This is a genomic window from Arthrobacter phoenicis, from assembly GCF_047238215.1.
In the GTDB taxonomy this organism is placed as follows: domain Bacteria; phylum Actinomycetota; class Actinomycetes; order Actinomycetales; family Micrococcaceae; genus Arthrobacter.
In genome coordinates, this window is sequence record NZ_JBDFMK010000001.1 from 3,502,308 (window position 1) to 3,520,055 (window position 17,748).

The 17,748-nt window shown below is 69.5% G+C and carries 14 protein-coding genes; 10 read left to right on the plus strand and 4 right to left on the minus strand.

Going from position 1 to position 17,748, the window contains the following annotated elements; all coding sequences use genetic code 11:
• The 6 genes from glpK (at position 1) to holA (ending at position 9,430) form a co-directional block, all read left to right on the plus strand.
• The gene (gene glpK / locus ABC337_RS16615; protein ID WP_290257768.1) at positions 1 to 1,515 is read left to right on the plus strand and encodes a glycerol kinase GlpK; all 1,515 of its coding nucleotides are present in this window, start codon (positions 1 to 3) and stop codon (positions 1,513 to 1,515) included.
• 361 nt (positions 1,516 to 1,876) lie between these two features.
• Positions 1,877 to 4,405, plus strand: coding sequence for a leucine--tRNA ligase (leuS, locus tag ABC337_RS16620; RefSeq protein ID WP_412883019.1), 2,529 nt, complete (start codon positions 1,877 to 1,879; stop codon positions 4,403 to 4,405).
• Between the two features lie 74 nt (positions 4,406 to 4,479).
• Positions 4,480 to 5,505, plus strand: a complete 1,026-nt coding sequence (locus tag ABC337_RS16625) for a DegV family protein (protein WP_412883018.1) — start codon at positions 4,480 to 4,482, stop codon at positions 5,503 to 5,505.
• 70 nt (positions 5,506 to 5,575) lie between these two features.
• On the plus strand, positions 5,576 to 6,445 hold the full coding sequence (locus ABC337_RS16630; RefSeq protein ID WP_412883017.1) for a ComEA family DNA-binding protein: 870 nt from the start codon (positions 5,576 to 5,578) through the stop codon (positions 6,443 to 6,445).
• A 1-nt stretch (position 6,446) separates the two neighbouring features.
• Positions 6,447 to 8,483: a ComEC/Rec2 family competence protein gene (locus ABC337_RS16635; protein WP_412883016.1), complete on the plus strand. Its 2,037-nt coding sequence runs from the start codon at positions 6,447 to 6,449 to the stop codon at positions 8,481 to 8,483.
• Positions 8,417 to 9,430: a DNA polymerase III subunit delta gene (gene holA, locus ABC337_RS16640; RefSeq protein ID WP_412883015.1), complete on the plus strand. Its 1,014-nt coding sequence runs from the start codon at positions 8,417 to 8,419 to the stop codon at positions 9,428 to 9,430. The genes ABC337_RS16635 and holA overlap by 67 nt, the downstream gene beginning before the upstream one ends.
• Before the next feature lie 115 nt (positions 9,431 to 9,545).
• On the opposite strand, the gene rpsT is transcribed toward holA, so the two are convergent.
• Entirely contained in the window at positions 9,546 to 9,806 is a 261-nt protein-coding gene (gene rpsT / locus ABC337_RS16645; RefSeq protein WP_290257774.1) for a 30S ribosomal protein S20, read from the minus strand.
• Positions 9,807 to 9,991: 185 nt separating this feature from the next.
• Positions 9,992 to 10,537 carry a type II toxin-antitoxin system PemK/MazF family toxin gene (locus ABC337_RS16650; protein ID WP_412883014.1) on the minus strand — a complete coding sequence of 182 codons (546 nt, stop codon included), beginning with the start codon at positions 10,535 to 10,537 and terminating at the stop codon, positions 9,992 to 9,994.
• 170 nt (positions 10,538 to 10,707) lie between these two features.
• On the opposite strand from ABC337_RS16650, the gene lepA reads away from it, so the two are divergent.
• A complete protein-coding gene (lepA, locus tag ABC337_RS16655; RefSeq protein ID WP_290257776.1) occupies positions 10,708 to 12,561 on the plus strand; it encodes a translation elongation factor 4 in 1,854 nt (617 codons plus the stop codon).
• 2 nt (positions 12,562 to 12,563) lie between these two features.
• Entirely contained in the window at positions 12,564 to 13,802 is a 1,239-nt protein-coding gene (gene hemW, locus ABC337_RS16660) for a radical SAM family heme chaperone HemW (RefSeq protein ID WP_412883013.1), read from the plus strand.
• Between the two features lie 88 nt (positions 13,803 to 13,890).
• Here hemW and ABC337_RS16665 read toward each other — a convergent pair whose 3' ends face one another.
• Together ABC337_RS16665 and ABC337_RS16670 are read right to left on the minus strand one after the other, a co-directional pair.
• Positions 13,891 to 14,310 carry a DUF4870 domain-containing protein gene (locus ABC337_RS16665; RefSeq protein ID WP_412883012.1) on the minus strand — a complete coding sequence of 140 codons (420 nt, stop codon included), beginning with the start codon at positions 14,308 to 14,310 and terminating at the stop codon, positions 13,891 to 13,893.
• Positions 14,311 to 14,437: 127 nt separating this feature from the next.
• The gene (locus ABC337_RS16670) at positions 14,438 to 15,295 is read right to left on the minus strand and encodes a DUF3097 domain-containing protein (protein ID WP_412883011.1); all 858 of its coding nucleotides are present in this window, start codon (positions 15,293 to 15,295) and stop codon (positions 14,438 to 14,440) included.
• Positions 15,296 to 15,537: 242 nt separating this feature from the next.
• On the opposite strand from ABC337_RS16670, the gene hrcA reads away from it, so the two are divergent.
• Positions 15,538 to 16,551, plus strand: a complete 1,014-nt coding sequence (hrcA, locus tag ABC337_RS16675; protein WP_364135582.1) for a heat-inducible transcriptional repressor HrcA — start codon at positions 15,538 to 15,540, stop codon at positions 16,549 to 16,551.
• 66 nt (positions 16,552 to 16,617) lie between these two features.
• Positions 16,618 to 17,748: a molecular chaperone DnaJ gene (gene dnaJ, locus ABC337_RS16680; protein ID WP_377970439.1), complete on the plus strand. Its 1,131-nt coding sequence runs from the start codon at positions 16,618 to 16,620 to the stop codon at positions 17,746 to 17,748.

The following is a 17,748-nucleotide window of genomic DNA, read 5'->3' on the forward strand; positions in this document are numbered from 1 at the left end:
GTGAACCAGTACGTAATCGCCATTGACCAGGGAACCACCAGCACCCGCGCCATCGTGTTCGACCACAGCGGCAACATCGTCTCCACCGGCCAGATGGAGCACGAGCAGATCTTCCCGCAGGCCGGTTGGGTGGAACACGACCCCGCGGAGATCTGGAACAACACCCGCGAGGTCATCGCCTCCGCCCTCTCCAAGGCCAACCTGACCCGCCACGACATCGCCGCCGTCGGCATCACCAACCAGCGCGAAACCGCCGTCGTCTGGGACAAGACCACCGGCAAGGCGGTCTACAACGCGATCGTCTGGCAGGACACCCGCACCCAGTCGATCGTGGACGAGCTGGCCAAGGACGGCGGCCCGGACCGCTTCAAGCAGAAGGTGGGCCTGCCGCTGGCGACCTACTTCTCCGGCACCAAGATCAAGTGGATCCTGGACAACGTCGACGGCGCCCGCGCCAAGGCCGAGGCCGGCGACCTGGTCTTTGGCAACACCGACAGCTGGGTGCTCTGGAACCTCACCGGCGGCACCGACGGCGGCGTGCACGTCACCGACGTGACCAACGCCTCCCGGACCATGTTCATGGACCTCGAGACCCTCTCCTGGGACCAGGAAATCTTGGATGCCTTTGGCGTCCCGGCGTCCATGATGCCCGCCATCAAGTCCTCCTCCGAGGTCTACGGCACGGTCCACACCTCCCAGCTGCTGCGCGAGGTTCCGGTCGCCGGCATCCTGGGCGATCAGCAGGCCGCCACGTTCGGCCAGGCGGCGTTCGACGCCGGCGAGGCCAAGAACACCTACGGCACCGGCTGCTTCCTTATCTTCAACACCGGTGAGGAGATCGTCCACTCCAAGAACGGCCTGCTGACCACCGTGGGCTACAAGCTTGGCGACGCCAAGCCGCACTACGCCCTGGAAGGCTCGATCGCCGTGACCGGTTCGCTGGTCCAGTGGCTGCGCGACAACCTGGGCATGATCAGCAGCGCCCCCGAGGTCGAGACCCTGGCTGCCGCGGTTGAGGACAACGGCGGGGTCTACATCGTCCCGGCGTTCTCCGGCCTCTTCGCTCCGTACTGGCGCTCCGACGCCCGCGGCGCGATCGTCGGCCTGACCCGGTACGTGAACAAGAACCACATCGCCCGGGCCGCCCTGGAGGCCACCGCCTTCCAGACCCGCGAGGTGCTCGACGCCGTCAACGCCGACTCCGGCGTGCCGCTGAGCGAGCTCAAGGTCGACGGCGGCATGGTCGCCAACGACGCGCTGATGCAGTTCCAAGCCGACATCCTCGGCGTGCCGGTGATCCGACCGAAGGTCGTCGAGACCACGTCGCTGGGCGCAGCCTACGCGGCCGGCCTCGCCGTCGGCTTCTGGAAAGACCTGGGCGAGTGCTCGGCCAACTGGTCCGAGGACAAGCGCTGGGAGCCGCAGATGGACGACGCCGAGCGCGACCGCCAGATGCGCCTCTGGAAGAAGGCCGTCACCAAGTCCATGGACTGGGTCGACGAGGACGTGAAGTAAGTCCCAGCGACGATGCCTTCACTGTTGAGGGGGCCCCGCCCGCTTCGCGGACGCCCGAAGCCGCTCCCGGGCCCCCTCAACAGTTCGGCATTTCCGGGCAGGACTCATTCAGCCGCTCGGATCGACGTGGCTCGGGTGGGGTGGGGTGCGGGTGCGCTAAAGTAGTCGTATGCGTGCGATCCTCCTGCTTAGCTAGCCGCCCGGCATCCCGGTGAGACCTCCGGATTGTCGAGCGGCAGCCCCTCCGTGTGAGGGGCTTTTGTGTGTCCGGGACGAAGTGCGGGCCCGGAGCAGGGGACCGAAGGATCAGGCGCGACCCGTCCTGATCGGACAAGATCGAAAAGAATAGAAGAGGCCAGCAGTGAGCGTTCAGCCGGAGACAGAGACCGGAACAGCAGCAGCCGTCGCAGGTGCCGCCCCCGAGGAGGGCACCTACAATTTCGCCGCCATGGAGGCGAAATGGCCGCAGGTCTGGGAGGACCTCAAGGTCTTCACCCCGCTCGACGACGGCTCCAAGGAACGCCGCTACGTGCTGGACATGTTCCCCTACCCCTCCGGCGACCTGCACATGGGCCACGCCGAAGCGTTCGCGATGGGCGACGTCGTCGCCCGCTACCTGCGCCAGCAGGGCTTCGACGTGCTGCACCCGATCGGCTGGGACTCCTTCGGTCTGCCCGCCGAGAACGCCGCCATCAAGCGCAACGCCCACCCGAGTGAGTGGACCTACGCCAACATCGACACCCAGGCGGCGTCCTTCAAGCGTTACGCGATCTCCGCCGACTGGTCCCGCCGGCTGCACACCTCCGACCCGGAGTACTACCGCTGGACCCAGTGGCTGTTCAAGCGCTTCTACGAGCGCGGCCTGGCGTACCGCAAGAACTCCCCGGTGAACTGGTGCCCCAAGGATCAGACCGTGCTGGCCAACGAACAGGTGGTCAACGGCGCCTGTGAACGCTGCGGTACCGCCGTGACCAAGAAGTCCCTGAACCAGTGGTACTTCAAGATCACCGACTACGCGGACCGGCTGCTGGACGACATGGAGGAACTGCGCGGCCACTGGCCCGAGCGGGTCCTGGCCATGCAGAAGAACTGGATCGGCCGCTCCGAGGGTGCCCACGTCACCTTCGTCGTCGAGGCCGACGGCGGCAAGCCCGCCAAGGACGTCACCGTCTTCACCACCCGCCCGGACACGCTCTACGGCGCCACGTTCTTCGTGGTCGCCGCAGACGCGCCGATCGCCGTCGAACTGGTCACCGACGAGCACGCCGCGGCCCTGGACGCCTACCGCGAACAGGTCAAGGCACTCTCCGAGATCGAACGCCAGTCCACCGAACGCGAAAAGACCGGTGTCTTCACCGGCCGCTACGCCATCAACCCGCTGAACGGGGAGAAGCTGCCGGTCTGGGCTGCCGACTATGTGCTGGCCGACTACGGCACCGGCGCCATCATGGCCGTGCCCGCCCACGACCAGCGCGACCTGGACTTCGCGAAGACCTTCGACCTGCCGGTCCGGGCCGTCCTGGACACCGGCGAGGATGACCCCGCCGTCTCCGGCACCGCCACCGCCGGCGAGGGCACCCTGATCAACTCCGGCGAGCTGAATGGCCTGCCCAAGGCCGAGGCCATTCCCGCCGCCATCACGATTCTGGAGAAGCTGGGAACCGGCGAGAAGTTCGTGAACTTCCGCCTGCGTGACTGGCTGCTGAGCCGTCAGCGGTTCTGGGGCGCCCCCATCCCGATCATTCACTGCCCCGACTGCGGCGAGGTCCCGGTCCCGGACGACCAGCTGCCGGTCACCCTGCCCGATGACCTCCGCGGCGAGGACCTGTCCCCGAAGGGCACCTCCCCGCTGGCCGCCGCCGAGGCCTGGGTCAACGTGGACTGCCCCTCCTGCCACGGCCCGGCAAAGCGCGACACGGACACCATGGACACCTTCGTGGACTCTTCCTGGTACTTCCTGCGGTTCGTCTCCCCGGATTACACCGAGGGGCCGTTCGATCCCGCGAAGATCAACGACTGGATGCCCGTGGGCCAGTACGTCGGCGGCGTCGAGCACGCCATTCTGCACCTGCTCTACGCACGCTTCTTCACCAAGGTCATCCACGACATGGGTCTGATCGAGGCCGACGAGCCCTTCCGGGCGCTGCTGAACCAGGGCCAGGTCCTCAACGGCGGCAAGGCCATGAGCAAGTCCCTCGGCAACGGCGTTGACCTGGGCGAACAGCTGGACAAGTACGGCGTCGACGCCGTCCGCCTGACCATGATCTTCGCCTCCCCGCCGGAGGACGATGTCGACTGGGCGGACGTCTCGCCCTCGGGCTCCGCGAAGTTCCTGGCCCGCGCCTGGCGGCTCGGCCAGGACGTCACCAGCGAGCCCGGCGTCGACTTCGCCGCCGGTGACCGGGCGCTGCGTGCCGTCACGCACCGCACCATCGCCGACGCCCAGGCGCTCCTGGACGCGAACAAGTTCAACGTCGTCGTGGCAAAGCTGATGGAACTGGTCAACGCCACCCGCAAGACCATCGATGCCGGTGCGGGCGGCGCGGACCCCGCCGTCCGTGAGGCCGTCGAGGCCGTCGCGGTGATCCTCAGCCTCTTCGCCCCGTACACGGCCGAAGACCTGTGGAACGTCCTGGGACACCCGGCTTCCGTTGCCAACGCGGGCTGGCCGGCCCACGACCCGGCCCTGCTGGTCCAGGACACGGTCACCGCCGTCGTCCAGGTGCAGGGCAAGGTCCGCGACCGGCTGGAGGTCTCCCCGGAGATCTCCGAGGATGAGTTGCGCGAACTGGCGCTGGCCTCGGAGAACGTCCAGCGCGCCATGGACGGCCGGGGGATCCGCACCGTGATCGTGCGGGCACCCAAACTGGTCAACATCGTTCCGGCCTAGCCGGACCGGAGTTATGCTGTCACCGGCCGTCGGCGTTTTCGCCGGCGGCCGGTCCACATTCCAAGGGGTGTTTCGTGCCTGACCGTGAGCCGCCGGGCTGGCCCTGGCTGCGGGAGCGCCTGCTTCGGCTGCGCCGCGCCACCCGGCCGGATGCCGCCGAGCTCGCCGTGGTCCCCGTCGTCCGGACCGCGGTGGTGACCGATTCCGCCGCGGCCCTCCCCGCCGACTGGGTGCGCGACTTCACCTCCGACGGCCGCCTTACCGTGGTGCCCATGCCGGTCATGGTGGGAGAGGAAATCTACGGTGAGGGCGAGGACGACATCGCCGATACCATCGCCGTGGCCCTGGCCGGCGGTGTGGTGGTCCGGACTTCGCGTCCGTCGCCGGGCCAGTTCGAACGCGCCTACCGCGAGGCCGCCGCCCGCGGGTTCGAAGCCGTGCTGTCCGTCCATCTCTCCGCCGAGCTCTCGGGCACCGCGGACTCGGCCCGGCTGGCGGCCGCCCGGGTGGATATCCCGGTGGAGGTGCTGGACTCCCGTACCGCCGGCATGGCCGAAGGCATGGGCGTCCAGAGCGCCGTCGTGGCCGCGGCCGACGGGCTGGACGCCGCGGCCGTGCGCGGCTTCGCCGAGGCCCGGCTGGCCCGCACCAAGGTGTACTTCTATGTCCCCAGCCTGGAGCAGCTGCGCCGCGGCGGACGGATCGGAGCGGCCGCGTCCCTCTGGGGAACCATGCTCTCGATCAAGCCCATCCTGGCGGTCGACGACGGCAGGATCGTCCCGTTGGAACGCGTCCGGTCCGCGGCCCGGGCGGTGGCGCGCTTGGAGGAAATCTCGGCCGACGACGCCCTGTCCCGTCCCGCCGGTGAAGCTCGAATCGCCGTGCACCACTTCGGGAACCCAGCCGAGGCCGAACAGCTGGCGGCCCGGTTGGCGGACCAGCTGCCCGGCTGCCCACCCGCGCAGATCAGCTCGCTGCCGGCCGTCCTCGCGGCCCACGCCGGGCTGGGGGTGCTGGCCGTCGTGGTGGGGGAGAGCAGCACCCCCGTCCCATCTCCGACGCCGTCTTCCGCTCCGAGCGGTCCGCCGGCCGGGCCTTAGCAGGGCGAGCTGTCCACATAGGCCTACCGGGACCTGCCAGCAGTGCTGCGTGGGCACCTAGCGTGGACGCATGCCGCGCCGCTCCCCGACTTCGACCCTTGCGGGTCCCCGCGCGGCCCGGCACCGTTGGGCGGCCAGCCTCGGATCGCCCGGGGACACGTCTGTTGAGGGGTCCGCAGACGATGCGCCCCTGCTGGATTCCTTCGATTCGTCCCCTGACGCCCGGCCGGACGACGAGATGCCGGAGTTTGCGCCGCCACTGGTGCGCTGGCGAACGGCCCGCGGGGCCGCCGTCCTGCTTGCTGTGGTTGCGGTGCTGCTCGGAGGCTGGTTCTGGTGGCGGGCCGCCGGCTCCGCTCCGCGGGTGGAGCCCCTGAGTGAGACGTCAACAACTGCCGCGGCCGTGGAGACTGCGCCCGCCGCACCGGTCGAGCGGGTCGTCGTACACGTCACGGGTGCCGTCATCCGGCCCGGGGTGCTCACACTGGCGGCGGGCAGCCGGCTCCATGAGGCAATCGCCGCCGCCGGCGGGGCCACGCCCACCGCGGACCTGGACCGGCTGAACCTGGCCGCGGCCGTGGAGGACGGCCAAAAGATCGTCGTGCCCGAACGGGGCAGCCCAGAGGCGCAGGATCCGCAGGGCGGGGCGTCGGGGGAGGGAGGCGGGTCCGCCGCTAGCAGCGAAAGCGGGACCGGCGGGACAGGTGGTGGCAGTGGAAGCGGGACCGGGGCACCCGGGAGCGGGACCGCGAAGGTCAACCTCAACACCGCCGACGCGGAGGAACTCGCCACGCTTCCGCGGGTGGGGCCGGTGCTCGCCCAGCGGATTGTGGACTGGCGCAAACAACACGGCCGGTTCACCCGGGTCGAGGAGCTCGACGCCGTGGACGGCGTCGGGCCTAAACTCCTCGAGGCCCTGCTGCCGTTGGTGCGGGTCTGACATGCCACGCGAGCTCCGGCAGCCGGAACACGGGCACCAGCACCGTCCCTGGCAAGCCTACCGGGACGCCGCGGTCTTCAGCCTGGCGCCGCAGCCGGAGCCGACGGACACTTCAGGTGCCCTGACGGACAAGCGCAAGCGAAAGAAGTCAGACGGGCAGGCACCGTCCTTGCGGGACGGCAGTGTCAGGAGGCGGCTGGAGGCACGCCTTGGCAAGACGCTGTCCGGCCTCCTCACCGGTACGCCGCATTCCCGCCAATCGAGTTCCGTGTCTGCCCGGCGGAACGGTCCTCCCGACAGCGGAGCCCGGCGGCGGAGCGACCTCCGCCTCGTGCCGGCCGCGCTGCTGGTCTGGGCCAGCTCCCTGGCGGGGGCGTGGATCCGGCCGCTGGATCAGGCGCTGATTTGCGCCGTGTTCCTCGCCGGTATCGGATTCCTGCTCGCCCGCAGATTGACGCGCGCACGGTGCAAGAAACGCCACGCCCGGAGAAGCGTAAGGGCGACCTTGGCCGTGGGGCTAGCCCTCGCCGCCGCGGCCGGATCGCATGCGGGAGCCGCCGCCACCGAACGGCAGCAGGGCGCCGTGGCTGAAGCCTTCGCCGCCCGCGCGTCGGTGGTGGCCGAGCTGGACATCACCGCCGCTCCGGAACGCCTCTCCGCGTCGCCGGGCCGAGGTGCCTCCGCGCGGTGGTCCGTCGAAGCTACCCTCCGCACCCTCATCCACGATGGCCAGCGCATCGGGACGGCCACACCCATGACCGTCCTCGGCGGAGAGGACTGGGCCGGCGTGGAACCCGGCCAGCAGATTCGCGCCACGGGAAACCTCAGGGCCGTCGAGGCCGGGCGCAGCGAGGCGGGGACGCTCTCCGCCAGTACGTCCCCGGTACCGCTGGCCAGGACGGACGCCACCGGGGGTGGTCCGGAGGCGGCGCTGTCCCGGCTGCGCGCCCGCTACACGGCGGCGGCCCGGACACTGCCCGGCGACGCCCGCGGACTCCTTCCCGGCATGGTCACGGGCGACACCTCCGCCCTGGACCCCGGGGTGGCCGCAGCGATGAAGACCGTCGGCATGACCCACCTGACCGCCGTGAGCGGGGCCAACTGCAGCCTGGTGCTGGGAGCGCTCCTCCTCGGTGCCCGGAGCCTGCGGCTTCCCCGGCCCGCGGCCGCGGGCTTGGCCCTGGCCGGGCTAACGCTGTTCGTGGCGCTGGTGGGACCGGACGCCAGTGTCCTGCGCGCCGCCTGCATGGGTGCCATCGGGCTGGCCGCCGTCGCGGCAGGCCGGTCCGGGCAGGCGCTGAGCCTGTTGTGCACGGCGGTGATCGTGCTGCTTCTGTTCGACCCAGGGCTGGCGGGTGACTTCGGGTTCCTGCTGTCGGTCCTCGCGACCCTCGGCATCATTGTGGCGGGACGGCCCGTGATGGCGTGGTTTCCGCCCGCGGTGCCCCGCGCCGTCGCTGCCGGTGTCGCCGTGCCGTTCTCCGCCCAGTTGTTCTGCGGCCCGGTGATCGTCCTGCTACAGCCGAGCTTTTCGACCTATGCCCTCGCGGCGAACCTTGCTGCCGCCGTCCTGGTGGCACCGGTGACGCTGCTGGGCACGGCCGCCGTTCTGTTGCTCGCGGTGTCACCGGCCCTTGCGTCTGTGCCGATGGCCCTTGCCGGGATCTTCGCCGCCGGTGTCGGTGCCGTCGCGCGGTTTTTTGCCGGGCTTCCGGGAGCCGCGCTGGCGTGGCCGGAGGGCGCGGTGGGAGCCTCGACCATGGTGCTGCTGTCCGTCCTCACCCTCGGCGCCGTGTGGCTGCTCTGCCACCCGGTGCGGGCCGGACGCCTCATGCTCGCGATGCACGGCGGGACGGTGCGGGTGCTGGCACTGGTGCTGGACGGGCGCGGGCGGCCTCTGCACGGCTTGGCGGTCCGCCGACGCCGTGGGACGCTTAGAGTCTGCACACCAACCCTCCGGAGGAATCACCAGTGGCTGCTGCCCAAAACCCACGCACCAAGGCCGCGGCCACGAACACCGCCACCTGGCGGGACGTGACGCCTGCTCCCGTGGTGCTGGTAGGCGGCCCCGAGGATTACCTGGCGTCCCGCGCGATGGACCGCCTGCGGCAACTGGTCCGTGCGGCAGCCCCCGATGTCGAGGTGACCCGCATGAGCGCCGCCGCCTACGAACCCGGCGCGCTGGCCATGAACGTCAGCCCGTCCCTGTTCGGCGAGCAGAAGCTGATCGAGGTCGAGGCGCTGGAGTCGATGAACGACGCCTTCCTGGCCGACGCCCTGAAGTACCTGGCGCAACCGGAAGCGGACGCCGTTATGGTGATGCGGCACGGCGGGGGAGTCCGCGGCAAAAAGCTGCTGGACGCTATCAAGGCCGGGGGCTGGCCCGTGGTCGACTGCCAGCCGCTGAAAAAGGACGCCGACAAGATTTCCTTCGTCATGACCGAGTTCAAGGCCGCCTCGCGCCGGATCGAGCCCGATGCCGTTCAGGCCCTGATCAACGCCGTCGGGGCGAGCATGGCCGAGCTGGCCGCCGCCTGCAGCCAGCTGATCGCCGACGCTACCACCGCCGTCGACGCCGACATGGTGGACCGCTACTACGGCGGCCGGGTCGAGGCCTCCGGGTTCAAGGTCGCCGACGCGGCCATGGCGGGCAACGCGCCGCTCGCTCTTTCCACGCTGCGCCATGCGCTGGATACCGGGGCGGACCCGGTGCCGATCGTCGCCGCACTGGCGGCCAAGCTCCGGTCCCTCGCAAAGGTTGCCGGGGCTCAGGGCTCGTCGTCCCAGATCGCCAAGCAGTTGGGCATGCAGCCCTGGCTGGTCGAGCAGGCGCAGCGGGACGTCCGCCGGTGGACCCCGGAGGGGCTGGTGCGCTCCATCCAGGTCACCGCCGAGGCGGACGCGCAGGTCAAGGGCCTGTCCCGGGACCCGGTCTACGCCGTCGAACACGCCGTCACGGTCATCGCCGGTTCCGTCCGCCGCTAGGGCCGGGCAGTACGTCGCTACGGTGCCGGAGCGTCACGAAAGCCGCGTTAACTGGCTGTGGCCGGCACCTTTACGGTGCCGGCCACAATCATCAGTTCAGCTGAACTGGAAAACCTTAGAGTGCGTTGACCTTCTTGGAGATCGCCGACTTGCGGTTTGCAGCGTTGTTCTTGTGCAGAACACCCTTGCTGACAGCCTTGTCGAGCTTCCGGCTGGCGGAAACCAGTGCAGCAGACGCGGCATCCTTGTCGTCGGACGCAACGGCGGTGTTGACGGCGCGGATGGCCGTCTTCAGCTCGGACTTGACTGCGTTGTTGCGCAGGCGAGCCTTTTCGTTGGTCAGGATGCGCTTCTTCTGGGACTTGATATTAGCCACGTGTGAACTCTCTTTTTCAATGCGGAAAATGGTCTAGAGGGCTTTCAGATTGGCCATTGACTGAGCGGCGTGGGGATACCTATGGCGACCAACCATCTGTGGCCGTCGACCTGCACGGACACACAGCTGTCAATAGTAGCAGAAACGGCTGTTCGATGACGAAATGCACAGCGGCCAGATTGCCGTCAGGACCAGCCCTGCCGGTCGCGGAGCGCCGTGGCCACTCCGCGGAACCTGCCGGCGTCCAGAATGGCACCCTCCCGGCGGACGGCCGCGGGGTCGATCTGCAGGACCCGGTCCAGCCGCGCCTCGCTGGGCCGCCACTGCCGGTCCCACGGCCCGGTGCCGATGTCCACGTAGTTTGCGGCCCGCCGCGGGTCGCCGTCGTGGTCCTTGCTGGTGAGCATCAGGCCAAGGAGGTAGCGTCCCTTGGTTCCCACCAGCAGCACTGGGCGGTCCTTGCCCTGGCTGTGGTCCTCCTCGAACGGCACCCAGGTCCACACGATCTCGCCGGGCTCGGGGACCCCGTTGGCGTTCGGCGCGTACCTGACCGTGGCCTTGCCGCGGAAGTCACCGGGATAGGTACCGGCAACGGGTCCGCCGCGGCGCGGGCCGGCAGGTGCCCCGGCCGGGCGTCGCCGCGCCGGGGGAGCGGCAGGCGCGCCGCCGATGCCCAGGAAACGGAGTGTGCCGCGGACGGCCTTGCCGAGGGAGCGAAGGTTCAATGCCATGGGCAAACCCTACCGGCGCCGGGGCGGGGCGGGCCGGAATGCAGACCCACGCGCCGGGACGTGGGAGACTAAGGGGACGAGAATTGCGGCCTTCCGCAGCCCGGCGCAACGCCGGCTGTTCAGCCCGCGGACAAAACCTTCACCAGTTCAGCCAAGAGTTAGGACCCTGCGTGTCTCCCATGGCCCGCACCGCCCCGGTGCCTGCCGCAACAGATCCGGCCCTCATCCGGAACTTCTGCATCATTGCGCACATTGACCACGGCAAGTCCACGCTGGCCGACCGGATGCTCCAGTTCACCGGCATCGTTCAGTCCCGTGACATGAAGGCCCAGTACCTGGACCGCATGGACATCGAACGTGAGCGCGGAATCACCATCAAGTCGCAGGCCGTCCGGATGCCGTGGGAGCTCGAGGGCACCAGCTACGCGCTGAACATGATCGACACCCCCGGCCACGTCGACTTCACCTACGAGGTGTCCCGGTCCCTGGCCGCCTGCGAGGGCGCCGTGCTGCTGGTCGACGCCGCGCAGGGCATTGAGGCGCAGACCCTCGCCAACCTCTACCTGGCGATGGAGAACAACCTCACCATCATTCCGGTCCTGAACAAGATCGACCTGCCGGCCGCCCAGCCGGAGAAGTATGCCGAGGAGCTCGCCAACCTGATCGGCGGTGACCCGGAGGACGTGCTGCGGGTCTCAGGCAAGACCGGCGCCGGCGTTGAGGCCCTCCTGGACAAGATTGTCCGCGACCTGCCCGCCCCCGTCGGCGATCCCGATGCCCCCGCCCGGGCCATGATCTTCGACTCGGTCTATGACACCTACCGCGGCGTGGTGACCTACGTCCGCGTCGTCGACGGCATGCTCCACCCCCGCGAACGCATCCAGATGATGTCCACCCGCGCCACCCACGAACTCCTGGAGATCGGTGTCAGCTCCCCGGAGCCCACGCCGTCCAAGGGCCTGGGCGTCGGCGAGGTGGGCTACCTGATCACCGGCGTGAAGGATGTCCGCCAGTCCAAGGTGGGCGACACCGTCACCAACATGGCCAAGCCCGCCACACAGTCGCTGGCCGGCTACGCGGATGCCAAGCCGATGGTTTTCTCCGGTCTTTACCCGCTGGACGGCACCGACTACCCGGTGCTGCGCGATGCGCTGGAGAAGTTGATGCTCAACGACGCCGCGCTGGTCTACGAACCGGAGACCTCCGCCGCCCTGGGCTTCGGCTTCCGCGTGGGCTTCCTGGGCCTGCTGCACCTGGAAATCACCCGGGAACGGCTGGAACGCGAATACAACCTGGACCTGATCTCCACCGCCCCGAACGTCGAGTACGAGGTCACGCTGGAGGACAAGAAGGTCATCCACGTGACCAACCCCAGCGAGTACCCCACGGGCAAGGTCGCCGAGGTCCGCGAACCGATGGTCTCCGCCACCATCCTCGCGCCGAACGAGTTTGTCGGCGCCATCATGGAGCTCTGCCAGAGCCGCCGCGGCGTCATGGGCGGCATGGACTACCTCTCCGAGGACCGCGTCGAAATCCGCTACCGGCTCCCGCTGGCCGAGATCGTCTTCGACTTCTTCGACATCCTCAAGTCCCGCACCCGCGGCTACGGCTCGCTGGACTGGAAGGCCGACGGCGACCAGGTCGCCGACCTGGTCAAGGTCGACATCATGCTCCAGGGCGAGCAGGTGGATGCATTCAGCGCCATCACCCACCGGGACAAGGCCTACGCCTACGGCGTGATGATGACCGGCAAGCTGCGCGAACTGATCCCGCGGCAGCAGTTCGAGGTGCCGATCCAGGCCGCCATCGGCTCCCGCATCATCGCCCGCGAGAGCATTCGCGCCATCCGCAAGGACGTGCTCGCCAAGTGCTACGGCGGTGACATCACCCGAAAGCGCAAACTGCTCGAGAAGCAGAAGGAAGGCAAGAAGCGCATGAAGATGGTGGGCCGCGTCGAGGTGCCGCAGGAGGCGTTCATCGCCGCCCTGACCACGGAAGAATCCAAGGACAAGGCCAAGAAGTAACCATGCCAAGCGCACTACCCCTCGGCGACCCCGCGCCTTCGGACGGGCTGTTGCCCGCCCAGGCGCTGGAGGGCGCCGGGGGCCGGGCCTTCGGGCTCTACGTCCACATCCCGTTCTGCGCGGTCCGCTGCGGCTACTGCGACTTCAACACCTACACCGCCACGGAACTCGGCGGCGGGGCGTCCCAGGATGCCTACGCCGACACCGCCGTGGCGGAGGTCGGATTCGCGGCCCGCGCCCTGGCCGCCTCCGGGCTGCCGGAGCGTCCGCTGAGCACCGTCTTCTTCGGCGGTGGCACCCCCACCCTCCTTCCCGCGGAAGACCTGGCCCGCATCCTGCGCGCCGCCGTCGACTCCTGGGGCCTTGCACCCGGCGCCGAGGTAACCACCGAGGCGAACCCGGACTCGGTGACCCGCGAGTCCCTGCAGCTGCTGGCCGACGCCGGTTTCACGCGGGTGTCCTTCGGGATGCAGTCCGCCGTGCCCCACGTGCTCAAGGTCCTGGACCGGACCCACACACCCAGCCGGGTGCCTCTGGTGGTCGAGTGGGCCAGGGAGGCCGGGCTGGCCGTCAGCCTCGACCTGATCTACGGCACGCCCGGCGAGTCGCTGGAGGACTGGCGCCACTCGCTGGAGACGGCCCTTTCCTACCGCCCGGACCACATCAGCGCCTACGCCCTGATCGTCGAGGAGGGCACCAAGCTCGCCGCCCAGATCCGCCGCGGCGAGGTCCCGGGAATCGACGACGACGACCATGCGGCCAAGTACGAACTCGCCGACGAGCTCATTTCCGCTGCCGGGCTGGGCTGGTACGAGGTCAGCAACTGGGCGGCGACGCCGGAGCAGGCCTGCCGCCACAACCTCGCCTACTGGCGTGGCGACGACTGGTGGGGGATCGGGCCGGGGGCCCACTCGCACGTCGGCGGAGTCCGCTGGTGGAACGTCAAGCACCCCGTCGCCTACGCGGCGCGGCTGGACTCCGGCGCCTCCCCGGCGGCCGGGCGGGAAACCCTGGACCCGGAGACCCGCAATATCGAGCGCATCATGCTCGAGGCACGGCTGGTGTCGGGCCTGGACATCCCCAGCCTGGGCGGACTGGAGGAAACCGGCCGGCACGCGGTCGCGGGATTGATCGCCGACGGGCTCGTGGAGCCGGCGCAGGCCTTCCGCGGCCGGCTGGTCCTCACGCTGAAGGGCCGCCTTCTGGCCGACGCCGTCGTCCGCCGGCTGCTGCCGGACTGACCCCGCCGGGCCAACGAACCGCACACATTAGACAAAAACGGGCACCCGGGGAGAAATCCCGGGGTGCCCGTCAGCGTGGGAACCGGCGCTACTTGATCCAGCGCAGGTTGAACTCGTAGCGGTGCGGCTGGCCGCGGTTGACGTGGATACCGGCAGCCACGGAGAAGCAGGCCAGTGCGATCCAGATGACCGTGGCCAGGACCGCGAACAAGTTGCCCACCACGGGGATGAACACCAGGAGGTTGGCGACCACGGCCGCGATCGTCGGCGGCAGGGTGAAGTTCAGCGCTTCCTTGGACTCCTGGGCGGTGAACGGTCCGCGGTCCTTGAAGATCAGGTAGATCAGCAGTGACGGGATGCAGCCGAGGATGCCGCCGAAGTGCGACAGGGTGGCCCACTGACGGTCCTCGCTGGCGGTCAGGGGAAGCGCATTTGCGGGAACGCCATGGTACTGCGACTGGCCGTGACCGGCCTGGGGGTCCGTGTGTTCGCGTGCGTCTTCTGCCACGTTTCGTCCTTTGGATTGCGGTGGAGCGTTGGTACCTGTGCGGGCGCGGCCACCGCCAAAACGCGGCGGCCACCGTATCAAGAATACTTGCTTGGGCGCCGTCGCCCGCCACCTCGCCGGGCGGACCCTACTGTCCCGGGGCGGTGAGGAAGTCGATGACCTCCTCCACCCGGCCCAGCAGCGAGGGTTCCAGGTCGGCGTAGCTGCGGACGGCGCCGAGGAGTTTCTGCCAGCCCAAACCGATGTCCTCCTTGGTGCTGTGCGGCCAGCCGAAGGCAGTCAGGATGCCGGTCTTCCAGTCCACGCCCCGGGGGATCACCGGCCAGCGTTCGATGCCCAGCACGGACGGCCGGATGGCCTGCCAGACGTCGATGTAGGGGTGGCCGACAATCAGGACGTTGCCGCGGGCGCCGGGGGAGGCCATGACGGCCTCGGCGATCCGGGATTCCTTGGAGTCGGCCACCAGGTGGTCCACCAGGACGCCGAGGCGGCGGCCGGGACCCGGGCGGAAGTCCTTGACCGCGGCGGCGAGATCGTCGATGCCGTGCAGGGGCTCGACGACGATGCCCTCGACCCGGAGATCGTCGCCCCAGACCTTCTCGACCAGTTCGGCGTCGTGCTTGCCCTCAACCCAGATCCGGCTGGCCTTGGCCACCTGCGCCCGCTGGCCCTCAACCCGCACCGAGCCGGACGCAGTGCGGGCCCCGGCCGCAGGCCCTGCGGCCGCCCGGGGTGCCGGCGGCATCAGCCGGATGGGCCGGCCCTCCAGGAGAAAGCCGTAGCCGAGGCGGAAGGTCCGGGACTTCCCGCGCCGGTCCTCGAGGGCCACGACGTGCATGCCGCCGGACTTCTCCACCCGCGTGACGGCACCCACCCAGCCGGACTGCACGTCCTCGAGGACCATGCCGCGCTGCACCGGAACCTCGGGCAGCTGGGAGGGGGCGGGGGCGGTGAGGTCCTGCGGGCCCCAGTTCTGATAGGACATCGGTTACACACTGCTTTGCATCGGGGCGGAACTGCAACGGGAACTGCATGAGGCCGGGTAGGTGGCCGGCCGCGCCGGGCAGCCGCCCGGGTTGCCACGGTCACGCCCGGAGCGAATCCAATGCTAACAACGCGGCCGGACATATTAGACTGGTTAGCACTGAGGCATGCCGAGTGCTAACCCCCGGGTTCTTCCGGGCGGCGGGCGCCGGTTGACGGTTGAGGCTCGATTGGAGGTGCGGCGTGAGCGAACCACGCAAACTCGAAGTGCTGCGCGCCATCGTGGAGGACTACGTCCATTCCCGTGAACCCGTGGGCTCCAAGGCGCTGGTGGAACGCCACCACCTGGGCGTTTCCAGCGCCACGATCCGCAACGACATGGCCGCGCTGGAGGACGAGGGGCTGATCACCGCCCCGCACACCAGCGCCGGCCGAATCCCCACGGACAAGGGCTACCGGCTCTTCGTTGACCGCATATCCGCGGTCAAGCCGCTGTCCCCGGCGGAGCGGCGGGCCATCCAGGCTCTGTTGGAGGGCTCCGAAGACCTCGACGACGTCCTGGACCGGACGGTGCGCCTGCTGGCGCAACTGACCAACCAGGTGGCCGTGGTGCAGTACCCGCTGCTCAGCCGGGCCCGGGTGCGGCACATCGAGTTCGTGCTGCTGGCACCGCGGAAAGTGCTGACAGTGCTCATCGCGGACACCGGCAAGGTCGAACAGCGCGTCATCGACGTCGGCCAAGACCTTGGCGACGAGACCCTCGCCGAACTGCGGGGCGTCTTCCTCGGCCGTCTCGGCGGCACTCCGTTGAGCCTGCTCCCGCAGACCCTGCCCGACGTCGTCGACAGCACCGCCCCCGCCCGCCGCGGCGCCGCCCAGGCGCTGGCCCGCGGACTTGAGGCGCTGGCCGCCAGCAGCCGCGAGGAGCGGATGGTCATGGCCGGCACGGCCAACCTGGCCCGCTCCAACGTTGACTTTCCGCTGAGCATCGGCCCCGTCCTCGAGGCCCTCGAGGAGCAGGTGGTCATGCTCCGGCTGCTCTCGGACATGGCGGAGGACCCCCGCGGCGTGACCGTCAGCATTGGTCGGGAGAACCCCTATGACGGGCTCTCCGAGGCCTCCGTGGTGGCCACCGGGTACGGCCCGGACGCCACCGCCAAGGTGGGCATCCTCGGCCCCACCCGGATGGATTACCCCACCACCATGGCCGCCGTCCGCGCGGTGGCCCGCTACCTTTCACGGATCCTCGGCCCCTGACCGGCCGGATCCACCACCAGTCTTGTCGCCCAGCACCGGCAGTACAAAAAGGAAGAGATACACACTTTGAGCAGCCACTACGACGTTCTTGGAGTCTCCCGCGAAGCAACCGGCGAGGAAATCAAGAAGGCCTACCGCAAACTCGCGCGGACCCTGCACCCGGACGTTAACCCGGGCGAGGACGCGTCCGAGCGCTTCAAGGCGGTCACCCACGCCTACGAGGTGCTCTCCGACCCGCAGAAGCGCCGCGTCTACGACACCACCGGCAACGAGAACGGCACGGACAACGGCTTCGGCGGCGGCAGCTACGCCGGCCAGGGCTTCGCGTTCCAAGACATCTTTGAGACCTTCTTCGGCGGCGCCGCCGGAGCCGGCGGCCCGGCCTCCCGCGTCCGCCGCGGCCAGGACGCGCTGATCAGCGTCCGGATCGAGCTGCGCGACGCCGTCTTCGGCGTCAACAAGAAGCTCGAGGTGGACACCGCCGTCACCTGCCCCACTTGTGAGGGCTCCTGCTGCCGCGAGGGCAGCCACCCGGAACGCTGCGACATCTGCGGCGGCAGCGGCCAGGTCCAGCGCCCGGTCCGCTCCATCCTGGGCCAGGTCATGACCACCGCCCCCTGCGGCAGCTGCGAGGGCTTCGGCACCGTCATCAAGGATCCCTGCAACGAGTGCGCCGGCCAGGGCCGGATCCGCAGCCGCCGGTCCCTGACCGTCAAGGTCCCCGCCGGCGTCGCCACCGGCACCCGGATTCAGCTCTCCGGCCAGGGCGAGGCCGGCCCGGCGGGCGGCCCCTCGGGCGACCTGTACGTGGAGATCCGGGTCAACAACGACGCGACATTCGTCCGCGAGGGCGACGACCTGCACGCCAGCCTCACCATTCCGATGACGGCCGCTGCCCTCGGCACCGAGCTGACCCTGGACACCTTCGACGGCCAGCAGGAAATCGACGTCAAGAGCGGCACCCAGTCCGGCGAGGTCATCACCCTGCGCGGCCTCGGCGTCACCCACCTGCGCGGCTACGGCCGCGGGGACCTCAAGGTCCACCTCCAGGTCGAGACCCCCGCCAAGCTCGACGCCGCCCAGGAAGACCTGATGCGCCAGCTGGCCAAGCTCCGCGGCGAACAGTTCACCGAGGGCAAGCTGGCCGCCAGCGGCGGGGTCTTCGCCAAGCTGCGGGACCGCCTCGGTAACCTGTAG

Coding starts and splice junctions, on each gene's coding strand:
- ABC337_RS16630 (WP_412883017.1), top strand. CDS start 5,576: ATGCCGCGCCGCTCCCCGACTTCGACCCTTGCGGGTCCCCGCGCGGCC.
- ABC337_RS16635 (WP_412883016.1), top strand. CDS start 6,447: ATGCCACGCGAGCTCCGGCAGCCGGAACACGGGCACCAGCACCGTCCC.
- ABC337_RS16650 (WP_412883014.1), bottom strand. CDS start 10,537: ATGGCATTGAACCTTCGCTCCCTCGGCAAGGCCGTCCGCGGCACACTC.
- hemW (WP_412883013.1), top strand. CDS start 12,564: ATGCCAAGCGCACTACCCCTCGGCGACCCCGCGCCTTCGGACGGGCTG.
- ABC337_RS16670 (WP_412883011.1), bottom strand. CDS start 15,295: ATGTCCTATCAGAACTGGGGCCCGCAGGACCTCACCGCCCCCGCCCCC.